Source organism: Marinobacter sp. S6332, assembly GCF_023016045.1.
GTDB lineage: Bacteria > Pseudomonadota > Gammaproteobacteria > Pseudomonadales > Oleiphilaceae > Marinobacter.
Genome location: NZ_JALKAP010000004.1, coordinates 298,416 through 318,764 on the forward strand (window position 1 = coordinate 298,416; position 20,349 = coordinate 318,764).

Genomic DNA, 20,349 nt, shown 5'->3' on the forward strand with positions numbered 1-20,349 from the left:
ATCAATTGTCCTTTTGCTTGGTGCCGAAGATTTTGTCACCGGCATCGCCAAGCCCCGGCAGGATGTAGCCCTTCTCGTTCAGGCCGTCGTCTACAGACGCAGTGTAAATGGAAACGTCCGGGTGCTTGTCCAGAACATTTTTAATGCCTTCCGGTGCAGCAACCAGCACCAACGCGCGAATCTCCGTACTTCCGGCTTTCTTAAGCACATCGATAGTGGAAATCATTGAGCCGCCGGTCGCAACCATAGGGTCAACAATCAGGGCCATACGCTGGTCCAGCTCACCCACCAGCTTTTCCAAATAGGTATTGGCTTCCAGCGTTTCTTCGTTTCGAATCTGGCCCACTACACTGACCCGTGCTACCGGGATTAGGCTGAGGACGCCATCCAGCATGCCGAGCCCGGCCCGTAAAATAGGGACGATAGTGATTTTCTTGCCTTGGATTTGCTCCACGCTGACCGGCCCTGCCCACCCCTCAATGGTTTTTTCCTGCAGGCTGAAATCTTTGGTGGCTTCATAGGTCAGCAAAGCACCGACTTCCTGTGCCAGCTCACGAAAATTTTTAGTGCTGATCTCGGCACGACGCATCAAGCCAAGTTTGTGTCTGATCAGGGGGTGTCTTACCTCGTGGACTGGCATGGGCTCACCTGTTTTATGGGTCTGGGTTTGAGGGGCAATGTCGCGATTTAGTGGCGCAAGGATACCGCATCTTACAAGGTGAGTCAGGCACCTAAAGCCACCTGCCAAGTGAAAATTTGAACGCGCTGGTATGGATCTTGCGGTAACAGGGTTAAAGATACTTTGGCGTCAGAATCTCGACCCTGAAAACGCCTTCAGAAACAGTAAATCGGAGATGCTTAGGGCATGGACAGAGCTTTAGTCCTCAATAACGTCAAATCCCTGACGCAGGGCAATCTCGGCGTACCCATTATGCTGATGGGGCTGTTGGGTATGATGATTCTGCCCATGCCAGCGTTTTTGCTAGACGTTTTCTTCACCTTCAACATCACGCTTTCGATTGTCATTCTGCTGGTGTGCGTGTACGCACTGCGGCCGATGGAGTTTGCTTCCTTCCCAACGGTATTGTTGGTGGCGACACTACTGCGCTTGGCGCTTAACGTGGCGTCTACGCGAATTGTTCTGTTGGAGGGACATGAGGGCGGTGATGCCGCAGGTAAGGTTATTGAATCCTTTGGTGCGGTGCTGATCGGCGGTAACTACGCGGTTGGTCTGGTGGTGTTCGCCATTCTTATGATCATCAACTTTTTGGTGGTAACAAAGGGTGCCGGCCGGGTTTCTGAAGTAAGTGCACGTTTTACATTGGATGCCATGCCAGGCAAGCAAATGGCTATTGATGCAGACCTGAACGCGGGGTTGGTTAATCAGGATGAGGCCAAGCACCGGCGGGAGGAGATTGCTCAGGAGGCGGATTTCTATGGCTCCATGGACGGTGCATCCAAATTTGTAAAGGGCGACGCGGTTGCAGGCCTATTGATTCTGGCCATCAATATTATTGGTGGTGTTGCCATCGGTATGCTTCAGCATGGTCTTGATTTTGGACTGGCTATGGAGCGTTACGCGTTACTCACCATCGGTGATGGTCTGGTTGCACAGATTCCGTCGCTGCTGCTTTCTACCTCCGCTGCCATCATGGTTACCCGGGTTACCTCCAGCCAGGATATGGGCGGGCAGATTCTTCAACAAATGTTCAGCGCGCCCAAAGCGCTGGGTATTGCTGCTGGCATCCTAATTTTACTTGGCTTGATTCCAGGCATGCCCCATGTGGCTTTTCTTGGGCTGGGTGGGCTTGCGGCGGGAGCTGCCTGGTACATCTGGAACAAAGACCGGCAAACGGTTGAAGAGGGTGGCGCGTTTGCGGGCCGAGGCGGCGCGGGTGTTGCTTCGGGAGCCGGTGGGCGCGGAATTCCCCTGAGCGGCGATGCGGGGGGTGATGCAGGGGGTGATGCAAGGAGTGATCAGGGTCGCCAGCTTCCCTCGCCGGGAGAAACCCGCGAGTTGGGCTGGGATGATGTGGCAACGGTGGATATTGTCGGGCTAGAAGTGGGCTATCGCCTTATACCGCTGGTTGATAAGACGCAGGGCGGCCAGCTACTCAGCCGTATAAAAGGTGTGCGCAAGAAGTTGTCGCAGGATATGGGCTTTCTTATGCCGTCGGTGCATATTCGCGACAATCTGGATCTCATGCCCAATGTGTATCGCATCACTCTGATGGGCGTCACTTTGGCAGAGGCGGAAATTCACCCAGACCGTGAACTGGCCATAGATCCCGGGCAAGTGTTCGGAAAAATAGAAGGTATAGAAGGTAAAGATCCGGCTTTTGGGTTGGATGCCAGCTGGATTGAGCCTGAAAAGAAAGATCAGGCCCAGACGCTGGGCTATACCGTGGTGGATGCTAGCACCGTTGTGGCTACGCACCTGAACCAGGTATTGCAAAAGCATGCTCACGAACTGTTGGGGCACGAAGAGGTTCAGAAATGGTTGGATCAGTTGGAGAAAGCATCGCCCAAGCTTGCTGAAGAGTTGGTGCCAACCACTGTGTCTATCAGCCTCTTGCTAAAGGTACTGCAGAATCTGCTCAAAGAAGAAGTGCCTATTCGCGATATGCGCTCCATTGCTGAATCCATAGTGAATGTGCATCCGAAGAGTCAGGACCCCAAGTTGCTGACCACATTTGCGCGTCAGTCTTTGCGGCGGATGATTGTTCAAAGCATCTGCGGCAATGATCAAGAGATCCCTGTAATTACTCTCGATCCAGATTTGGAACAGTTGTTGCTTAAGTCTGTTCAGCAGAGTCAACAATCCGGCGGCCAAGAAGATATAGGCATGGTGTTGGAGCCGAACATGGTAGAGAAGCTGCAGCGTTCATTACAAGACAGCGTGCAGCGGCAGGAAATGCTGGGTAAGCCAGCCATCTTGCTGGTATCCGGGCCGTTGCGGCCGGTGCTCGCAAAGTTTGCCAGTTACGGTGTGGAGCGGCTGCATGTGCTTTCTTATCAGGAAATACCGGATAACAAGCAGATAACGATCGTGGCGTCCGTTGGTCAGTAAGCCAGCGGATGAAAGAACGGACAGCGCAGGAAATGCGTTGCCGGTGGAGGATGCAATATCATGAAAGTGAAACGTTTTTTTGCCAAAAGCATGGCTGAAGCCCTGAAGCAGGTTAGTGAGCAAATGGGGCCGGATGCTGTCATCCTTTCCAACCGCCGGGTAGATGGCGGCGTTGAAATTGTCACGGCTCTGGATTACGACGAAAACATGGCGCGCCAAAGCCTTGGCGAGCAAGCCAGTGAAGCCACCAACGGAGCACGTCTTGCTGAAATGCAGGCAGAGCGCCATCGTAGGCTGGAAGATGAACTAAGCCGGTCCCGCACTCGTATTCGTGACGTGCGTGAAAGCCGCGCCGCGCGCGGTCAAAGCTATGCCGAAGCCTCCTTTGCGGATTTGCATGAGGCCGCGAGCGACGAATACATAGAGCCGTCTTCACAAGGTGCCGACACCCCCAATTATTCCGATGAGCTTGCGCGCATGCGTGCGGAAATCAGCTCCTTGCGGGACCTTATGAATGGCCAACGTGCTGAGCCCGAAAAGCCGGGCGTAAACGCGGTTCAGCAACGGCTTGCAGAACGCTTACAGGAGTTTGGTCTGAGTCAAAACCTTGCCGGTTCACTTTCCCGTCGGCACAAAGGCGGCAAGCTGGAAGACGGCTGGAAACAGTCTCTAAAAATGCTCGTTGCGGGCCTGCGCACTCCGCACCAAGAGTGGCTGGACGAGGGTGGGGTGTACGCGTTGGTTGGCCCCACAGGCTCCGGCAAGACAACCACCATTGGCAAGCTTGCAGCGCGTTATGTGCTGAAACACGGAGCAGATTCTATCGCTCTGGTCACAACAGACCGTTACCGGGTGGCAGCACATGAGCAGCTTTTTGTGTTTGGTCGCATACTAAACGTTCCGGTTCGGGTTGTGGATGAAAGCAACACGCTTGATGATATTCTTGATGAGCTATCAGACCGCCACATGGTGCTGATCGACACTGCAGGTTTGACCAGTTCAGACAAGGGCTATCAGGAACAGTTGGCAGAGTTGGCGCGCAGCCATCATAAGGTTCGTACGCATTTGGTTGTTTCAGCCACCAGCCAACCACGCATTATGAAATCCGTCTGGCATTGCTATAAGATGGCAAGTCTTTCGGGCTGCGTGATGACAAAAATTGACGAAGCCCTAACTCTGGGCGAATCTTTGGGCTTTGTGATGGAAACCGGTTTGCCGGTGGCCTACTACACAGACGGGCAAAAAATCCCGGGAGATTTGCACCATGCTGAAGCGGTCCCGTTGGTGCGTTTGGCCGTTGAACGTTTGAAGATATCTCAGCAGCAAATGGCTGCAGAGCAAGTGCCCGATACGGAGCGCCCGCGAGAAACTGCATGAGGTCGTGAGGGCCTGAGTTGTATCCGGCTATGAACCATGTCCGGTTAAATCTGGCGAGAGATAATAAACAGTATGAGCAAAGCACATCCGGTACAGGTGATAGCGGTTTCCGGCGGCAAAGGCGGGGTCGGCAAGAGTAATATTTCGGTTAACCTTGGCATTGCACTGGCACAGAAAGGCAGGCGCGTGGTCCTGCTTGACGCCGACCTTGGTCTGGGAAACTTGGATGTGTTGCTCGGCGTTACCGCCAACCATACTTTGCAGGATGTTTTGGCAGGGGAGTGTGACCTCAGAGACGTTCTGGTGAACGGCCCCGGAGGCATCAAAATTGTTCCGGCTTCTTCCGGAACCCAGCGCATGACCCAGCTCAGCCCTATGGAACATGCAGGCCTGATCAACGCTTTTAGTGAGTTGGGCGACCAGATTGACGTGCTTATTGTGGATACAGCTGCTGGCATCTCCGAATCGGTTGTGAGCTTTTTGCGAGCCTCACAAGAACTACTTCTGGTAGTGTGCGATGAGCCAACCTCAATCACAGACGCCTACGCATTGATTAAACTGATGAACCGTGATTACGGCACCAATCGCTTCCGTATTCTTGCAAATCAAGTGGGAAGTGAGCAGGAAGGTCGTCATTTGTTCGAAAAACTGACCCGTGTTACCGAGCGATTTCTCGATGTGGCACTACAATACGTAGGTATGGTGCCTTACGACGAGGCTGTTAAAAAAGCGGTTCAGCGCCAGAAGGCTGTGCTGGATGCTTACCCTAGGGCCAAAGCCTCGGTTGCGATCAGGGCACTGGCAGAGAAAGTAGAAAGCTGGCCGCTGCCAACTTCTCCCCGCGGTCACCTGGAGTTTTTTGTGGAGCGGCTCGTCGAAGTCTGAAACGGATCCCGTCTAACAACACCGGATGCATGACATTGGCGAAAAATCTGGGAATTTACCACCAGACTGGCGTGAAAAGCCCCTCAGAACTAGTTGAGACTCACGCCCCTCTGGTTAAGAAAATTGCACTTCATCTTATGGCACGCTTACCGGCCTCGGTGCAGCTCGACGACCTTATGCAGGCGGGCATGATCGGGTTGCTGGAAGCGGCCCAACGCTACAGTTCAACCAAAGGCGCAACTTTTGAAACCTATGCAGGAATCCGCATACGCGGATCTATGGTCGATGAGATCCGCAAAGGCGACTGGGTGCCGCGCTCTGTTCACCGGAACGCCCGCCGGGTTGCCCGGGCAATCAAGGCTGTAGAAGATCGCGAGGGCCGCGAGGCGCAAGACTTTGAGGTGGCGGAAGAGCTCGATATGGAGCTTTCCGAATATCACGCCACTCTGGCTGACTCTAACAGCGGTCGACTTTTTAGCCTGGATGAGCTCAATGAATCCGGAGAGCTGCCGATAGAAGAGACAGAAGCCAGTGATAATCCGTTGGATGGTCTAACGTCTGACTCGTTTCGTAGCAATTTGGCTGCGGCTATCGAGCAGCTTCCCGAAAGGGAAAAACTTGTGTTGAGCCTTTATTATCAGGAAGAGCTGAACCTCAAGGAAATCGGTGCTGTGCTGGGAGTCAGTGAAAGCCGGGTCAGCCAAATACACAGTCAGGCAGCGTTAAGATTACGCGGCAGACTTTCCGAATGGCGCCTTGAGGAACACAACTAGAGTGTAGTATTTGGTAACCGGTGCTTTACAAGCGTGATAAAGACCAGACAATACATAGTTAAACCAGCGGCCTGCTACACTTTGAGTACATAGGCTAAACGAATTCCGGGTCTTACTAACTGGAGGTCCCTTTGGACAAGAACATGAAAATTCTCATTGTGGATGACTTCTCCACAATGCGGCGGATTATCAAAAACCTGCTCCGCGATCTGGGCTTCACCAATACTGATGAAGCAGATGACGGCAATACCGCTTTACCTATGCTTAAAAGCGGCAAATACGATTTTTTGGTGACAGATTGGAACATGCCCGGAATGTCCGGCTTTGATCTGCTCAAAGCGGTTCGGGCTGATGAGAACTTGAAAACCCTTCCAGTTTTGATGGTTACAGCCGAAGCCAAGCGCGACCAAATTGTGGCAGCAGCTCAGGCTGGGGTGAACGGTTACGTGGTAAAGCCTTTTACGGCAGCTGTTCTCAAAGAAAAAATCGAGAAGATTTTTGAACGTATCCAGTAACCGAAAATCGGATGGGTCGTATGAGCAATGACAAAAAGATCCACCGGGATCTTGAGCCAGAAGTGACCGAAAAGCTCCGGCAGCAGTCAGCAGAACTCGCCCAATGTGTTGAGAGCGGTGACTATGCTGGTGCCATGAACCTGATTAACCAGTTGAGCGAAGTCAGGGATCAGAGCCTTTATCGTGAAGTTGGAAGGCTAACACGGTCGCTGCATGAGGCAATCCGTAATTTCCAGATAGATCCCCGCAGTCCGGAACAGAAAGAAGTGCTGTCGTTGATGACAGATGCGTCCGACAGGCTGGCATACGTTGTTCAGATGACGAGTCAGGCTGCCAATCGCACTATGGATCTAGTTGAAGAAAGCATGCCAGTCGCCAACACATTGCGCGAAGACGCTTCTTCACTGAGAGAGGAGTGGCAACGGTTGGGCCGTCGCGAGATGCAGCCTGCCGAATTTCGCGAGCTGTATGGCCGGGTTGATGCTTTTTTTCTGAGTGTCACCAAGGACGCAGACACCCTCTACAACAATTTTTCAGAGATTCTGTTGGCGCAGGATTTTCAGGATTTGACCGGGCAGGTAATTCAGCGTGTGACTGCCTTGGTTAAAGAAGTTGAGGAGCAAATGCTCAGTTTGGTGGTCATGGCCAGCCACGTTGACCAACTTACCGGTACAGTGCATCAAATCGATAGTGAGGAAGTCTCTGCCGAACAAGGCGTAGGGCCTCAGATGAAAGCTGAAGAGCGTGAAGATGTTGTCTCGGGACAAAACGACGTAGACGATTTGTTGTCGAGTCTCGGTTTCTGAATATGAGAGGTTAGCCCATGGCGTTTGATGCCGATGATGAGATCCTGCAGGACTTCCTCGTAGAGGCCGGGGAAATTCTCGAGAAGCTTTCTGAGCAGCTTGTAGATCTTGAGCAACATCCTGATGACAGTGATCTGCTCAACGCTATATTCCGTGGGTTCCATACCGTAAAAGGCGGTGCTGGCTTCCTGCAACTGGAGGCGCTGGTTAACTGCTGCCACTCTGCGGAAAACGTGTTCGACATACTGCGCAACCACAAGCGGTCGGTGGACTCCGAGCTAATGGACGTTGTTCTGGAGGCTCTGGACTATGTAAATGCTATGTTCGATCAGGTGCGTAACGGTGAAGAGCTGACCCCCGCACCCGATGAGCTGATTGCCGCCTTGGATGCACTTGCACAGCCCCAAACCGAAGCTGCTGCGCCTGTCGCCGAAGAGCCTGACCCTGCTGAAAACCCAGTAGAAAGCGCTCAGGATGGCGGTGATATTACCGATGATGAATTCGAGCAGTTGCTCGATGCACTGCACGGCGATGCGCCTGTTTCGGCTCCGGACAACAGCCCAGCGAGTGACGAGCATGCGGCCTCTGCGAATAGTGAGACTAACGATAGCGCCTCCGGCGATGACATCACCGATGATGAATTTGAAGCTTTGCTGGATGAGCTCCACGGCAAAGGCAAGTTTGTCGCAAAACCGGTTGAAAACGACAATGCCGAGGCCACAAGCGCTGATGCGCCGGACGCAGGTAATACCGGTGAGCTGATCACTGACGACGAATTTGAAAATCTCTTGGATGAGCTTCACGGCAAGGGCGGAAGCCCTACAGCCAGCGACTCTGATAAAGCACCAGTGAAGCCGCAGCCACCGCAGGCGAATGTCGAGCCCGCAAAAGCAGCGCCCAAGCCTGAAAAGAAACCCGAAGCAAAGCCAGCGGCTAAAGAGCCGGCTAAACAAGCCGCACCCCCGAGAGAAGCGCCTGCAGCGGAAACCACGGTTCGAGTCGATACCAAGCGGTTGGACGACATCATGAATATGGTGGGCGAGTTGGTGCTGGTTAGAAATCGGCTTCAGAGATTGGGCTCTGAGAGCGAAGACGAGCATATGCACAAGGCGGTTTCTAGCCTTGATGTCGTTACAACCGACCTTCAGGCCGCGGTGATGCAAACTCGCATGCAGCCGATCAAGAAAGTGTTTGGCCGCTTCCCGCGTGTTGTCCGCGACCTTGCCCGCAGTATGAAAAAAGAAGTGAACTTGGTCATGCATGGCGAGGATACGGATCTCGACAAGAACCTTGTTGAAGCCCTTTCCGATCCACTTGTGCATTTGGTTCGCAACTCTGTGGACCACGGGATCGAAGCGCCAGATGTGCGAGAGAAAGCTGGCAAGCCAAGGCAGGGGACGGTCACCCTCTCAGCGGAACAGGAAGGGGACCACATTCTTTTGTCCATCGATGATGATGGCGCCGGTATGGACCCGGAAGTTCTCCGTCGCAAAGCGGTAGAAAAAGGAATTTACGATCAAGATGCCGCTGATCGGTTAACTGATACAGAGTGTTTTAATCTGATTTTTGCCGCTGGTTTTTCAACCAAGGAACAAATTTCTGACGTTTCGGGCCGCGGCGTGGGCATGGATGTGGTGAAAACCAAAATCAACCAGCTCAACGGGCAGCTCAGCATTGTGTCAGCTTTGGGTAAAGGCTCTCGCATCATCATAAAAGTGCCCCTGACTCTGGCAATCATGCCAACCTTGATGATTAAGCTTGATGACCAGTCTTTTGCCCTGCCACTGGTAAATGTGGTGGAAATATTCCATTTGGATTTGACCCGCACCAACATTGTGGATGGGCGTGAGTGTATTGTTGTACGGGACAATGTGTTCCCGCTTTTCCACATAAAGCGTTGGTTGGTTAAAAGCTCTGTAGGCTCAGGCCGCCCGGAAAACGGGCACGTTGTCATTGTTGCCATGGGCACTCGCAAGGTTGGCTTTGTTGTAGACCAGTTAGTAGGTCAGGAAGAAGTGGTTATCAAACCGCTGGGACGCGGCCTGCAGGGAACGCCAGGTATGGCTGGTGCTACGATTACCGGTGACGGCCGTATAGCGCTCATTATTGATGTGCCTAGTCTTCTGCAGCAATACAGTTAAGGATGCTGTAGTGGCTGATGGCGCTTTCCACTGACTGGCTGAAGGCTCTATGGAACAAAGCACACTGCACACTGGTAGGAGAAATGGATGACGGTTTCTGTCCTGGTCGTTGACGACTCAGGCTTCTTCCGCAAGCGGCTGACGGAGATATTGACCTCGTCGGGGCAGATCCGCGTTGTGGGTGTGGCGGCCAACGGTCGGGAAGGTGTTGATCTGGCGGCATCACTGCGCCCGGATGTTATCACCATGGACTACGAAATGCCGATTATGGACGGCATTTCGGCTGTGCGGGAAATCATGCAAAAGCATCCTACTCCTGTGCTGATGTTTTCTTCGCTTACATACGAAGGCGCCAGAATAACACTGGATGCGCTGGAAGCTGGCGCCGTTGATTTTCTGCCGAAAAACTTCGAGGAAATTGCCAGAGATGGCAGCCAGCTGCAAAAAATCCTGATTGATCGCGTGCTGGATGTTGCCCGCAGTCGTCCGTCTGGTCGGTCGCAGCCCCCCGCACCACCGGCACCAGCATCTCCAAGGCCTACCTCGCCATCTGCACGCACACCCTTGGCTAAGCCTTCTACACCGGGCCGCCCCTTGGCATCTGGCCGTCAGTCTGCGCAACCACTCCCGGAAGAGCCCCCCAAACGGCCTGCGCGAAAAGGCCCCGCACGGCATTATGCCGTTGTGGCCATTGGCACCTCTACTGGCGGCCCAGTGGCGCTTCAACGTGTGCTGAGTGTGTTGCCAGCTAACTTCCCCTCGCCGATTGTGCTGGTTCAGCATATGCCCGCGAGCTTTACGCCAGCGTTTGCCGAACGTCTGAATAAACTTTGTAAGATAGAAGTCCGGCAAGCGGAAGACGGCGATAGTCTGCGCCCTGGTTTGGCATTGCTTGCGCCGGGTGGCAAACAGATGATGATCGAAAATCGCAGTGGCCAGCCCAGAGTTCGGATTTTGCCGGGGGACGAGAGGCTCAATTACCGGCCGTGTGTTGACGTTACCTTTGGCTCTCTCGCTCGGGCGTATCCTGGAAAAACCCTTGGTGTGATTCTTACCGGTATGGGCTCCGATGGCCGTGAGGGCTGTCGAATGATGAAACAAAGCGGTTCGCCTATTTGGTCGCAGGATGAAAAAACGTCGGTCATTTATGGCATGCCTATGGCCGTTGCAAAAGCTGGCCTAAGTGATGAAGTGTTGTCATTAGACGAAGTCGGCCCTCGATTGATTGAGGGCGTTTGCTAATGGATATTCTAAGCCTTCTCGGAGTGGTTTTGGCATTTGCCGCCATCCTTGGCGGCAATCTGCTTGAAGGCGGTGCACTGAGTTCACTGTTTAATGGCCCAGCTGCCATTATCGTAATTGGTGGCACCTTGGCTGCAACGATTCTTCAAACCTCTTGGCCGGTATTAAAACGAGCCTTTTCTCAGGTTCGGTGGGTGTTCGTTCCGCCGTATATCAGCATTGAAGATGGCATAGGCAAGGTGATCGACTGGAGCGTAAAGGCCCGCAAGCAGGGCTTGTTGGGGCTTGAGGGGCTGGCGGAAAACGAACCGGAAAACTTTGCTCGCAAAGGTCTGCAGCTGCTGGTAGATGGGGCTGAAACAGAGACCATTCGCAGCATTATGGAAATTGATTTGGATTGCCGGGAGCAGCACAATCTGGAGGCGGCGCGGGTGTTTGAGGCCATGGGTGGGTATTCACCCACAATTGGCATTATTGGCGCGGTCATGGGGCTGATTCAGGTAATGACCAATCTTGAAAACCCGGAGTCCCTCGGCAGCGGAATCGCGACGGCCTTTGTGGCAACTATCTACGGTGTGGCCTTGGCAAACCTGTTGTTTTTTCCGATTGCCAATAAACTGCGTGGGTTGGTTAAAGAGCGCTCAAGGTACGAAGACATGATGATCGATGGCCTAATCGCCATTGCGGAGGGTGAGAACCCTAAATCCATTGAATTGCGGCTGCGGGGCTTCCTGCAGTAGGCAAACCCGGTTCTTATTATGCGGCGTCGCAGGCAGCCTCAGGACGATTTGCACAACACAGAGCGTTGGCTGATTTCCTATGCGGATTTCATAACTCTGTTGTTTGCTTTTTTTGTGGTGATGTACTCGGTCTCTTCGGTAAATGAAGGTAAGTACAAGGTACTATCCGAGACCCTTACCGGTGTTTTTAACGCACCCCAGCGATCCTTTCAGCCTATCGAAGTCGGTGATCAACCTCCGCGCCCGGAGATTGCTGTCGAGGAGGACGTTATTCCTCCGGAGGTAACAGAGGCGCCAAGAAACCCGGAACAGGAAACGCCAGCACGTACTGAAGCTCTACGCACTATGGCAAACCAATTGGCCATGGAGTTTGACGAACTTATTGATCGCGGAGTGGTTACGCTTGAAACCAATGACCGTTGGCTTTCCCTCAACCTGCCAGACAGCCTGCTTTTTGGCAGTGGCAATGCTGAGCCACATTATGACGCGTTTGAGGTGATGGATAAGGTGGCGCGGGTTCTCAGAAACCGCGATAACGCAGTAAAGGTTGAAGGTTTCACCGATAACCAGCCCATTCGCACTCAGCGTTTTCCATCGAACTGGGAACTGTCTGCAGCCCGGGCGGCTGCCGTTGTACGTATGTTGGATATGGAAGGTATTGAGCCTGAGCGCATGGCAGCCGTTGGCTACGGCGAGCACCAGCCGCTGGCCCGCAACGACACAGAAGAAGGGCGTCGTCGTAACCGGCGTGTAGTGCTCTTGATATCTCGTGAGGCTAGCATCCGAGGCGTTATGCGCTAAGGTGTTTAACCGTCTTGTAATGTCTGGCACGGTTTCTGTATTACTCCATCAATATTCATTTAAGCGGCAACAGACTGCCGGTTCGTAACTCGTTCAAGTTGCATGGGAACTGGCCGATATATCTTGATACAAGGTGATTTTAGTGCGTCGCAATAACGTAGTTTCTGGAGTAAAAACGTGCGAATCTGGGCAGTAGCCAATCAGAAAGGTGGTGTGGGTAAAACTACCTCTGTGGTCACTTTGGGTGGCCTGTTGGCGGAGCGTGGCAAGCGCGTTCTGGTGGTCGATCTTGATCCTCATGGCTCTCTAACCAGTTGGTTTGGGTATGACCCAGATGCGCTCGCACACAGCGTTTTTGATCTGTTTCAGCATCAGGGCAAGGTGCCTGAGGGTCTTCCGGCTCAACTTATTACAGATACCAGTTGTCCCGGGCTAGCCCTGTTACCAGCGAGCACGGCGCTCGCAACCTTGGAGCGCCGAATGGTTGGAGTTGAAGGTATGGGCCTAATTATTTCCCGGGCTCTTACCCAGCTTTGGGACGATTTTGACTACGTACTTCTTGATAACACGCCCTCGCTGGGTGTTTTGATGGTCAATGCGTTGGCAGCAGCACAGCATCTTGTTGTTCCCGTACAGACCGAGTTCCTCGCCATCAAAGGGCTTGAGCGAATGCTGCACACTCTGCAGATGATCATGCGCTCCCAGAAGAACCAATTGCCTTATACCATCGTGCCTACCATGTTTGACCGGCGCACTCAGGCTTCGGTAAAGAGCTTAAATCAGCTGCGTAAAACCTATCAGGACAACCTGTGGAAGTTCGCGGTGCCGGTGGATACAAAGTTTCGTGACGCCAGTCAGGCTGGAGTTATTCCATCGCAGCTGGATGCGCAAACCCACGGTGTTCGGGCGTACCGGCACCTGTTGGATGATTTGTTAACACGAACCGGTGCGATGAAGGAGCGTCAGCATGGCTGACGAAAAATTGACAAAGCTGGCCGACCCGACCACGGCCATTGCCAGTTATCTGGACGAGTTGCTGCATACGGCAACGGACACCGCTTTGCGTGAGGAACTTGTAGAGCCCAAACCGGTTCCAGCTCGAAAGCCCGTGGCTACACCCAAACCGGTAATTGCACCCAAACCGGTGATGGCGCCTAAACCCGAACCTGCGCCTCTGGTAAAGGCCGCGCCGCAATCCGTAAAGGTTCGGGAGTCTGTTGCAGTAGCGACTTCCACACCGAAACTGACGCCAGAACCAGCGCGAGATGAGCCTGCACTGCGCCCGGAGTGGTCAGAGCGACCGTTTGAGTGTTTAATTTTTACCGTCGCCGGTTTACAGCTTGCGGTTCCGCTTGTTCTGTTAGGCGCTATTCACCGGATTGAAGAAGATATTCGGCCCATTCCCGGTAGTCCCCGCTGGTATATGGGTATCCGAGTAGGCTCGGAACAGAACTTGAGGGTTGTCGATACCGCAGAATGGATAATGTCTGGAAGAGTGCCAGCCAATGCCCGCGAGAACTACCGGTTTGTTATTCGCTTGGATAACAGCGAATGGGGGCTAGCCTGTGATGATGTAGCCCAGTCGTTTACTCTAAGCCCAGACGATGTGCGCTGGCGCACGGCTCGCAGCAAGCGGCCTTGGTTGGCAGGAACAGTGATTGAGCAGATGTGTGCTCTGGTTGATGTGCGCACCATGGCAGATTTGCTAGTACGTGCAGAACGGGAGCATCATCTAGATTTGAACTGACCGGCTGGCCCGGTTACGGAATGAAACCGTGCTGTACTGGCACGGTTTGTGCCCTTAACTATAGTATTGGGCACTGATGATGTTTTTTTGACGATCAGGTTGCCCGCCGGGCAGCCGAATAGGAGATACAGGCTATGGCAGCCCCAAGCGGACAGCAAAATCAGGCCCATGATGATCAGGTCTTGCAGTATGTGACCTTCCGACTGGATAACGAGACTTACGGTCTGAACGTTATGCAGATTCAGGAAGTACTAAGGTACACGGAGATTGCACCCGTGCCGGGGGCTCCAGATTACGTGCTCGGTATTATCAATTTGCGTGGCAATGTGGTGACGGTTATCGATACCCGCCGCAGGTTCGGATTGGCGGATGCCGATATTACAGATGCCACCCGAATTGTCGTGATGGAATCTGCCGATCAGGTGATGGGTATTCTGGTGGATTCCGTGGCCGAAGTCGTGTACCTCAAGGCCAGCGAGATTGAGACTGCGCCCAATGTGGGCAACGAAGAAAGCGCCAAATTTATCCAAGGTGTGTGCAACAAGGATGGTGAACTGATCATATTGGTCGAGTTCGACAAAATGCTGACAGACCACGAATGGGCTGAAATCGCAGGGCTATAGACCGGAGCCATACCGGCCAAGCCTGATGATGGACGCCTCCCGTGGCAAATAACCGGAGACGTCCATTATGTTTACTGAAATTCCTTCCTATCTTCCCTGGGTACTGACTGCCACAGCGATTTCGTTGGTTTTTGCACAGGGTATTATGCTCGGGCGTCAGAACAGACAGCTGAGAGCCATGCTCAAGGATCGATGCGATACCCTTGGCAGGGAGTTGCATGCCACCGCCAGCGGTAGCATGGGCGTAGGCCAGCGGCTTGTGGTGTGCGAGCGGCAACTGCATGAGCTGCGGACCACTCTAGACGAGATGCGCCAGAATGATCCTTTGCGTATTTCTTATGATGAAGCCTCGCGGCTGGTTGATCTTGGGGCAGATATAGACGATCTTATGAATACGTGTGGAATATCCCGTCCCGAGGCCGAGCTGGTATCAGCGCTGAAAAAACGTCAGGCGGCCTAATATTACGCTGCTATGGACGTTAATGGATGAAGAAAGTTTACTCAAGGGGCCGTGAGGCCCTTCTTGCTGTATCCCGCAATGATTATGTTACTGGCTCGGACCTGATTCCCTCCATAACCGGGCACTCTATCCCCCGAGAAGAAACCGTTGCCCATATCTTGTCAATCATGCCCGAGGTTATGCCAGCGGATGTTGTGATGCATGTGGGAGGCGGCTCTGGCTACCTCGCTGCTGTGTTGTCGCAGCTCGCTCAGCGGGTTATCTATATTGAACAAAACCAGAATGTTGCGGAAGCGGCGAGAGAGCGGTTTTTCCGGCTGGGAATAAATAATGTAGATGTTCTGGCGCAATCGGCCGAGAGTCAATTTGAGCTCGATCAGCCGTGTGATTTTGTGTTGTGCACGACCTTCATGGCTGAGCGCGATGCGTTAAAGCGATATCTTTGTGAAGGCGGCAATTTGATTTGCCTTGAAGGCAAGGCCGGACCTGTGCCAAGCATGGCGATGTACGTGAAGCGTGCCGATAAACTTGAACGGGTGCGCACGCTGGGTTGGGTAGACTTTAATCGCAACTCGGAGCAAATCCTGATCGATTTGGGCATGATAGATGAACACGCTCTGGCAAAAGCTAAGGCCGAGGCGGCACTAGAAAACTGCCGCGTGTTGGATGTCTTGCGCCGTAGCCTGAACATTGAAGAAATCGAGCTTTATCGCTCGCTAGCGCAACAGCGAGGGATGGTCTTTGCTGACGCCGACGAGCTGTTGCCAGCTTTGAAAGATGAGCTGTTTCGTCGCTTCTCGCGCACCTTTCTGGATTTGTCCCGAATCATTCCTGTGGCACAGGCGAACGGCAAGGTGACGTTTGTTACCGATGACCCGGATGCTCGCACAGATCAGCTGGAACGCATGAGCCCTAACCACACCATAGAGTGCTGGCTGGTTACGCCCACTGACTTCCGAAGAATCTGGTCAGCGCTGGATTTATCCGCCAAAGGCAACCGGTTTGCCGCAGATCAGGCTGTCTTATCTACCCCCGGTGCCGGCAGTGGTGGCAAGCGTGATAACTCTCTAGGTCAGGAAACCGGAACCGATCATGTAAGCCCCTATCTGGTATCTGTATACGAGGCAATTCTGCTGGATGCAGTGAGTGAAAAAGCGAGCGACATTCACATAGAACAGTACGGTGAGCGCATACGGATTCGTTTGCGGGTAGATGGCGATCTGCGGGATTTGGTTCAGTATCAACTCACGCCCCGGGAGCTCAGAGGCGTTATTAACGTTATAAAGTTACGTGCTGAGCTTAATATTGCCGAGCGTAGGTTGCCTCAGGGTGGGCGCTCGCGCTTGCAACTTGGCGATATCGCTTATGATCTGCGAGTGCAGACCCAGCCGTCACTTCACGGCGAGCATGCGGTTATCCGTTTGTTACCCCAAACTGGCCGCGCCATGACCATTGCCGAACTGGGCATGTCGCCGATGATTGGTGCGCATTATGAGCGCCTTCTGGATAACCCGGCGGGTCTTGTACTGGTTGTTGGGCCTACCGGCTCGGGCAAGTCCACCACGCTGTATGCCGGGCTGCAGACGCTTGCAGACGACGGTCGCCGTAAGGTTATTACGGTGGAAGATCCCATCGAATATTCCATCGATAACGTGCAGCAAACGCCGGTACGAAGTGATATTGGCTTTAACTTTGCCGATGCCATGCGAGCGTTCGTGCGTCAGGACCCGGATATCATTATGGTCGGCGAGATTCGTGATAAAGAAACGGCTTTGGAAGCGATCCGCGCATCCCAGACTGGTCACGTTGTGCTTTCCACGTTGCACAGTAACGATGCAGTGGACTCCCTGCAACGACTGTACGATTTGGGTATTCACCCCAATTCTATTGCCGGTGAGCTATTGGCGGTAATTGCCCAGCGGCTTGCCAAGCGAATCTGCAAGCATTGCCGCAAGCCAGCCAAGCCAGACCCTGTAATACTTGAGGAACTTTTTCCCAATGGAGCTCCGGATAATTTCCAGTGCTTCGAAGGTACCGGCTGCGATAAGTGCGGCGGTCGTGGAACCCGGGGCAGGGTAGCCATTGTGGAATACATGGAGGTGGACTCCGATATCCGCAATGCAATATCAAGCCAACCGCCGGTAGGAGAGTTGCGTTGGCGGGCACTGGATTCTGGCTTGGTAACCATGCGCGACAGTGCGTTGGACCACGTGATTGAGGGTGTTATTCCCATGTCTGAACTGCCACGTATTCTGCCTCAGGAACGTATGGCACCTGAAGTTCGCGGCGGCCGTAGGAGTGCGTTATGAGTGCAGGAAGTCAGCAAAAGAAGGCTGCACAGCGAGAGCCGGCTGAGGTTATTTTCCGCGAAGAACTGGAAAGAATAGCCGCCATGGATCTCGGGCCGGTTCCGCCGGGCTGGCGTATGTCGCCACGAGCGGTTGAGAAGTTTGTTCTGGGTGATGACAGTTTAGGTGTTGAGTGCAAGTTTGTGGCGGACCGCGCCATGGTTACCCGAATTATCATTTCCTTATGCACCAGCCGGGGCTGCTTGTTGGTTGGCGAACCGGGCACAGCTAAGTCTTGGCTCTCCGAGTTGCTTACAGCTGCTATTTCGGGTGATTCCACTCTGGCTTTGCAAGGCGGGGCTGTTACCGACGTTCGGCAACTCCTGTACGGTTGGAACGAGTCAATACTTGCCGCCAAAGGGCCTTGCTTTGATGCTTTGGTGCCGAGCCCGCTCATGCGCGGCATGATGGAAGGCCGCTTGGTGCGGTTTGAGGAAATTGCCCGCTGCCCGCAGGCCCTGCAGGATGCAATCCTGTCGGTTTTGTCCGATCGAGTTGTGGTAATCCCGGAAATCCCCGACGACGAGGGCGTAGTATTGGCCCGGGAGGGGTTTAACCTGATTGCCACTTCCAATAGCGTGGATGCTGGCGTTAACGAGATGAGTGCTGCTCTCAAGCGCCGTCTGGACTTCGAAGAAATTCGGCCGATTAAGAATCTGCCGGACGAAATAGGCGTTGTTGTAAGGGAAGTGAACAAAGCGAACAAACGTGCAGGCATCCGTGTGGACTTGGACGAGGCTGTGATAGAGGTTCTGGTAACCATGTTTCACGAGTTGCGCAACGGCCAGACCATGGATGGCCGAAGCACTGACCGTTTAGCAGGTGCTGCACTTTCCACCGCCGAGGCTGTATCAGTAGCCCATGCAGCGAGCCTGAATGCTTGGTATTACGGCGATGGCAGAATGACCATTGAGCAACTGATGCATCATATCGTTGGCTCAGCCCTAAAAGACCATCCAGACGACCGCCGCCGTCTCAAACATTACTTTGAAACCGCAATCGCGCCTCGCAAGGGAGACGTTTGGGCGCAAGTATGGGCGCAGCGTTCACTCATCCACTGAAGACGCTGGTGTGTCCCGGCCGGCGTCTTCGGGCGTGCGGCCGCGTATGTGGAAGGCGAAGGCAAGAATCTCCGCAATAACCCTGTATAAGTTTTCTGGTATTTCGTCGTTTAGGGACAAACGCGCAAGAATGCCTGCTAGCTCGGCGTTCTCATACAGGGGGACATTGTGTTCTCTGGCTATTCGGATAATCTCATCGGCCAGCTCATAAGTGCCTGTTGCCGTTATGGTGGGAGCTTTTTCGCCGTCGTATTTCAAGGCAACGGCGGCACTGCTGGACGGTTGGTTTTGGTTTTTTTCTTTCATGCGCGGGTGTCCACCAGTCTGTGCTCCAACTTTGTCGCAGGGTAAGATGGCGTGCCACGCCTGCACTCCAGATCGGTTACTTCCAGTCCCAACTCCACCAAGCTTCGTCTCAGTAGCGGTAGTTCCTCGTAAACCTGCTTTAAGGTTTCCTGTTTTTCCGCCCACACCCGCGCACTAACCTCCTGCTGACGCAAGGAAACCTCAAAGTTCAACGCTCCGGCCAACTCCAGATCAATGGTGAGATTCAGGCGCCATTCGCTGATGGCTGCCCGTTTTTCGTTACGATCCTTGGCTGAAGGTTCTTCTTTATACTGTTCCATGCGCAGCTGTGCCAGCTTGGGCTCGTTTTGGGGGGTCACCCAAGGTAAGTCCATAATCATAGTTGAAACCGGAGCTGGTGCGTCGCCGCCAGCGCCTCTTGCTGTGAGTATTTGGCTGTGGAGCTGGTTGACGGTGATCCGGTTCAACATACCCGCTAACATTCGCAAGGTCTGGCCTACCGATGTGGGCTCTGAGCCGCTGCCAGATGGCGGTGGTGCCGTCAACTGGGGGAATTGCAAGGGTGCCTGCATCAGGCCGGGGCTTGCTAATGGTGTAAGACGGTTGAATAGGGTTGCCGGGTTGCCACCTTGCTCAGCCAGAAGCCCGGTTACCATTCGGCCTAGGGCAAGCTTCAGATCGGGCAGTGTAGAAGAGGGAGTTTGAGTTAAGCGGGATTCGGCAAACACTCCGCTTTCGGCTATCCACTGTCGGATTTGCTGTACGCTGTTGTTTTGGCTGCCTGCGCCGGGCGTCAGGGTACTACTGGCCGGAAGCCTTGCCAGTAGGGTTTCTAGAGCTTGGCGTGCCGCCTCCGGTAGCGGTTGTAAACCTCGGGCTGTGGGTAATTGGCCGGGTGTCAGTTCTGGAATCACGCCCTTGTTGAGTGCCGTCATTAGCTTTGCCAAGCCGCTATCGATGTTCTGCTGCCAGGGCATACGCTGTGCTAACGCCCGGGAAATAGCAGCCTCCGGCGTTGCCGCCAGTTTACCCATGAGTTGCAGTTCGTTGCCCGCGCGCATCACTTTTACCCAGTCGCCGGGTGTTAGCTCCGTGGCGCCGATGGCGGCATTTACTTGAAGCGGCTTTCCCCTTATATCCAATAGCACTTCTGCATTGCGGCTGCCCTGCCGGTTAATGACTTCTGCCACACGTGCCAGAATGGTCTCCCGGTTTGCAAGCTGGATTTGGTCCAGTTGCTGGCGGGCAGACAGGGCCAGGGTTTCGCGGCCCGGCTGATTGGCGCCATTGACTTGTGGCGACCTGAGAGCAACCGGAGCCGGAGGATTAGGAGACTGTTGGCCGTTGGGTAGTTTCATCGCTGCTGACTTGATTCCAGACAAGAGTATTCTGCAAACGCTTTCGCTATAATACGCCGCGCTGGCAACTATTGTCGTGAATACACCCGATGCGAT

The 20,349-nt window shown here is 53.7% G+C and carries 19 protein-coding genes; 16 read left to right on the top strand and 3 right to left on the bottom strand.

Annotated features, from left to right (window positions below; translation table 11 throughout):
- Position 1 precedes the first annotated feature (1 nt).
- Positions 2-640 (bottom strand): uracil phosphoribosyltransferase, encoded by a 639-nt coding sequence (upp, locus tag MWU62_RS08095; protein WP_200361565.1) that lies wholly within the window; start codon positions 638-640, stop codon positions 2-4.
- A gap of 225 nt (positions 641-865) precedes the next feature.
- Here upp and flhA point away from each other — a divergent pair, with 225 nt between their 5' ends.
- From flhA to MWU62_RS08175, 16 genes are all read left to right on the top strand, one after another.
- Positions 866-3,070 (top strand): flagellar biosynthesis protein FlhA, encoded by a 2,205-nt coding sequence (gene flhA / locus MWU62_RS08100; RefSeq protein WP_247114364.1) that lies wholly within the window; start codon positions 866-868, stop codon positions 3,068-3,070.
- A 60-nt stretch (positions 3,071-3,130) separates the two neighbouring features.
- Complete coding sequence (gene flhF, locus MWU62_RS08105; RefSeq protein ID WP_247114365.1) at positions 3,131-4,447, top strand: flagellar biosynthesis protein FlhF; 1,317 nt, start codon at positions 3,131-3,133, stop codon at positions 4,445-4,447.
- 72 nt (positions 4,448-4,519) lie between these two features.
- Complete coding sequence (locus MWU62_RS08110) at positions 4,520-5,332, top strand: MinD/ParA family protein (protein ID WP_200361562.1); 813 nt, start codon at positions 4,520-4,522, stop codon at positions 5,330-5,332.
- A 29-nt stretch (positions 5,333-5,361) separates the two neighbouring features.
- Entirely contained in the window at positions 5,362-6,105 is a 744-nt protein-coding gene (locus tag MWU62_RS08115; protein ID WP_247114366.1) for an RNA polymerase sigma factor FliA, read from the top strand.
- Positions 6,106-6,236: 131 nt separating this feature from the next.
- Positions 6,237-6,620: a chemotaxis response regulator CheY gene (cheY, locus tag MWU62_RS08120; protein WP_008173086.1), complete on the top strand. Its 384-nt coding sequence runs from the start codon at positions 6,237-6,239 to the stop codon at positions 6,618-6,620.
- A 20-nt stretch (positions 6,621-6,640) separates the two neighbouring features.
- Positions 6,641-7,426: a protein phosphatase CheZ gene (locus MWU62_RS08125; RefSeq protein ID WP_247114367.1), complete on the top strand. Its 786-nt coding sequence runs from the start codon at positions 6,641-6,643 to the stop codon at positions 7,424-7,426.
- A 17-nt stretch (positions 7,427-7,443) separates the two neighbouring features.
- Positions 7,444-9,567, top strand: coding sequence for a chemotaxis protein CheA (locus MWU62_RS08130; protein ID WP_247114368.1), 2,124 nt, complete (start codon positions 7,444-7,446; stop codon positions 9,565-9,567).
- Positions 9,568-9,654: 87 nt separating this feature from the next.
- Positions 9,655-10,809, top strand: coding sequence for a chemotaxis response regulator protein-glutamate methylesterase (locus MWU62_RS08135; protein ID WP_247114369.1), 1,155 nt, complete (start codon positions 9,655-9,657; stop codon positions 10,807-10,809).
- Positions 10,809-11,549: a flagellar motor protein gene (locus MWU62_RS08140; RefSeq protein WP_247114370.1), complete on the top strand. Its 741-nt coding sequence runs from the start codon at positions 10,809-10,811 to the stop codon at positions 11,547-11,549. Before MWU62_RS08135 ends, MWU62_RS08140 begins: the two co-directional genes overlap by 1 nt.
- Before the next feature lie 18 nt (positions 11,550-11,567).
- Positions 11,568-12,350, top strand: a complete 783-nt coding sequence (gene motD / locus MWU62_RS08145; protein WP_247114371.1) for a flagellar motor protein MotD — start codon at positions 11,568-11,570, stop codon at positions 12,348-12,350.
- Between the two features lie 177 nt (positions 12,351-12,527).
- Positions 12,528-13,325, top strand: a complete 798-nt coding sequence (locus MWU62_RS08150; RefSeq protein WP_247114372.1) for a ParA family protein — start codon at positions 12,528-12,530, stop codon at positions 13,323-13,325.
- Entirely contained in the window at positions 13,318-14,097 is a 780-nt protein-coding gene (locus tag MWU62_RS08155) for a chemotaxis protein CheW (RefSeq protein ID WP_247114373.1), read from the top strand. Before MWU62_RS08150 ends, MWU62_RS08155 begins: the two co-directional genes overlap by 8 nt.
- A gap of 134 nt (positions 14,098-14,231) precedes the next feature.
- Entirely contained in the window at positions 14,232-14,720 is a 489-nt protein-coding gene (locus MWU62_RS08160) for a chemotaxis protein CheW (RefSeq protein WP_247114374.1), read from the top strand.
- Between the two features lie 67 nt (positions 14,721-14,787).
- On the top strand, positions 14,788-15,180 hold the full coding sequence (locus tag MWU62_RS08165) for a DUF2802 domain-containing protein (RefSeq protein WP_247114375.1): 393 nt from the start codon (positions 14,788-14,790) through the stop codon (positions 15,178-15,180).
- Positions 15,181-15,206: 26 nt separating this feature from the next.
- Positions 15,207-17,489: an ATPase, T2SS/T4P/T4SS family gene (locus MWU62_RS08170; RefSeq protein ID WP_247114376.1), complete on the top strand. Its 2,283-nt coding sequence runs from the start codon at positions 15,207-15,209 to the stop codon at positions 17,487-17,489.
- A complete protein-coding gene (locus tag MWU62_RS08175; protein ID WP_247114377.1) occupies positions 17,486-18,589 on the top strand; it encodes an AAA family ATPase in 1,104 nt (367 codons plus the stop codon). Before MWU62_RS08170 ends, MWU62_RS08175 begins: the two co-directional genes overlap by 4 nt.
- Here the strand turns inward: MWU62_RS08175 and MWU62_RS08180 are convergent.
- A complete protein-coding gene (locus MWU62_RS08180; protein ID WP_247114378.1) occupies positions 18,575-18,895 on the bottom strand; it encodes an EscU/YscU/HrcU family type III secretion system export apparatus switch protein in 321 nt (106 codons plus the stop codon). The two genes, MWU62_RS08175 and MWU62_RS08180, sit on opposite strands and share 15 nt — an antisense overlap.
- A complete protein-coding gene (locus MWU62_RS08185; protein WP_247114379.1) occupies positions 18,892-20,253 on the bottom strand; it encodes a flagellar hook-length control protein FliK in 1,362 nt (453 codons plus the stop codon). The genes MWU62_RS08180 and MWU62_RS08185 overlap by 4 nt, the downstream gene beginning before the upstream one ends.
- Positions 20,254-20,349: the final 96 nt, after the last annotated feature.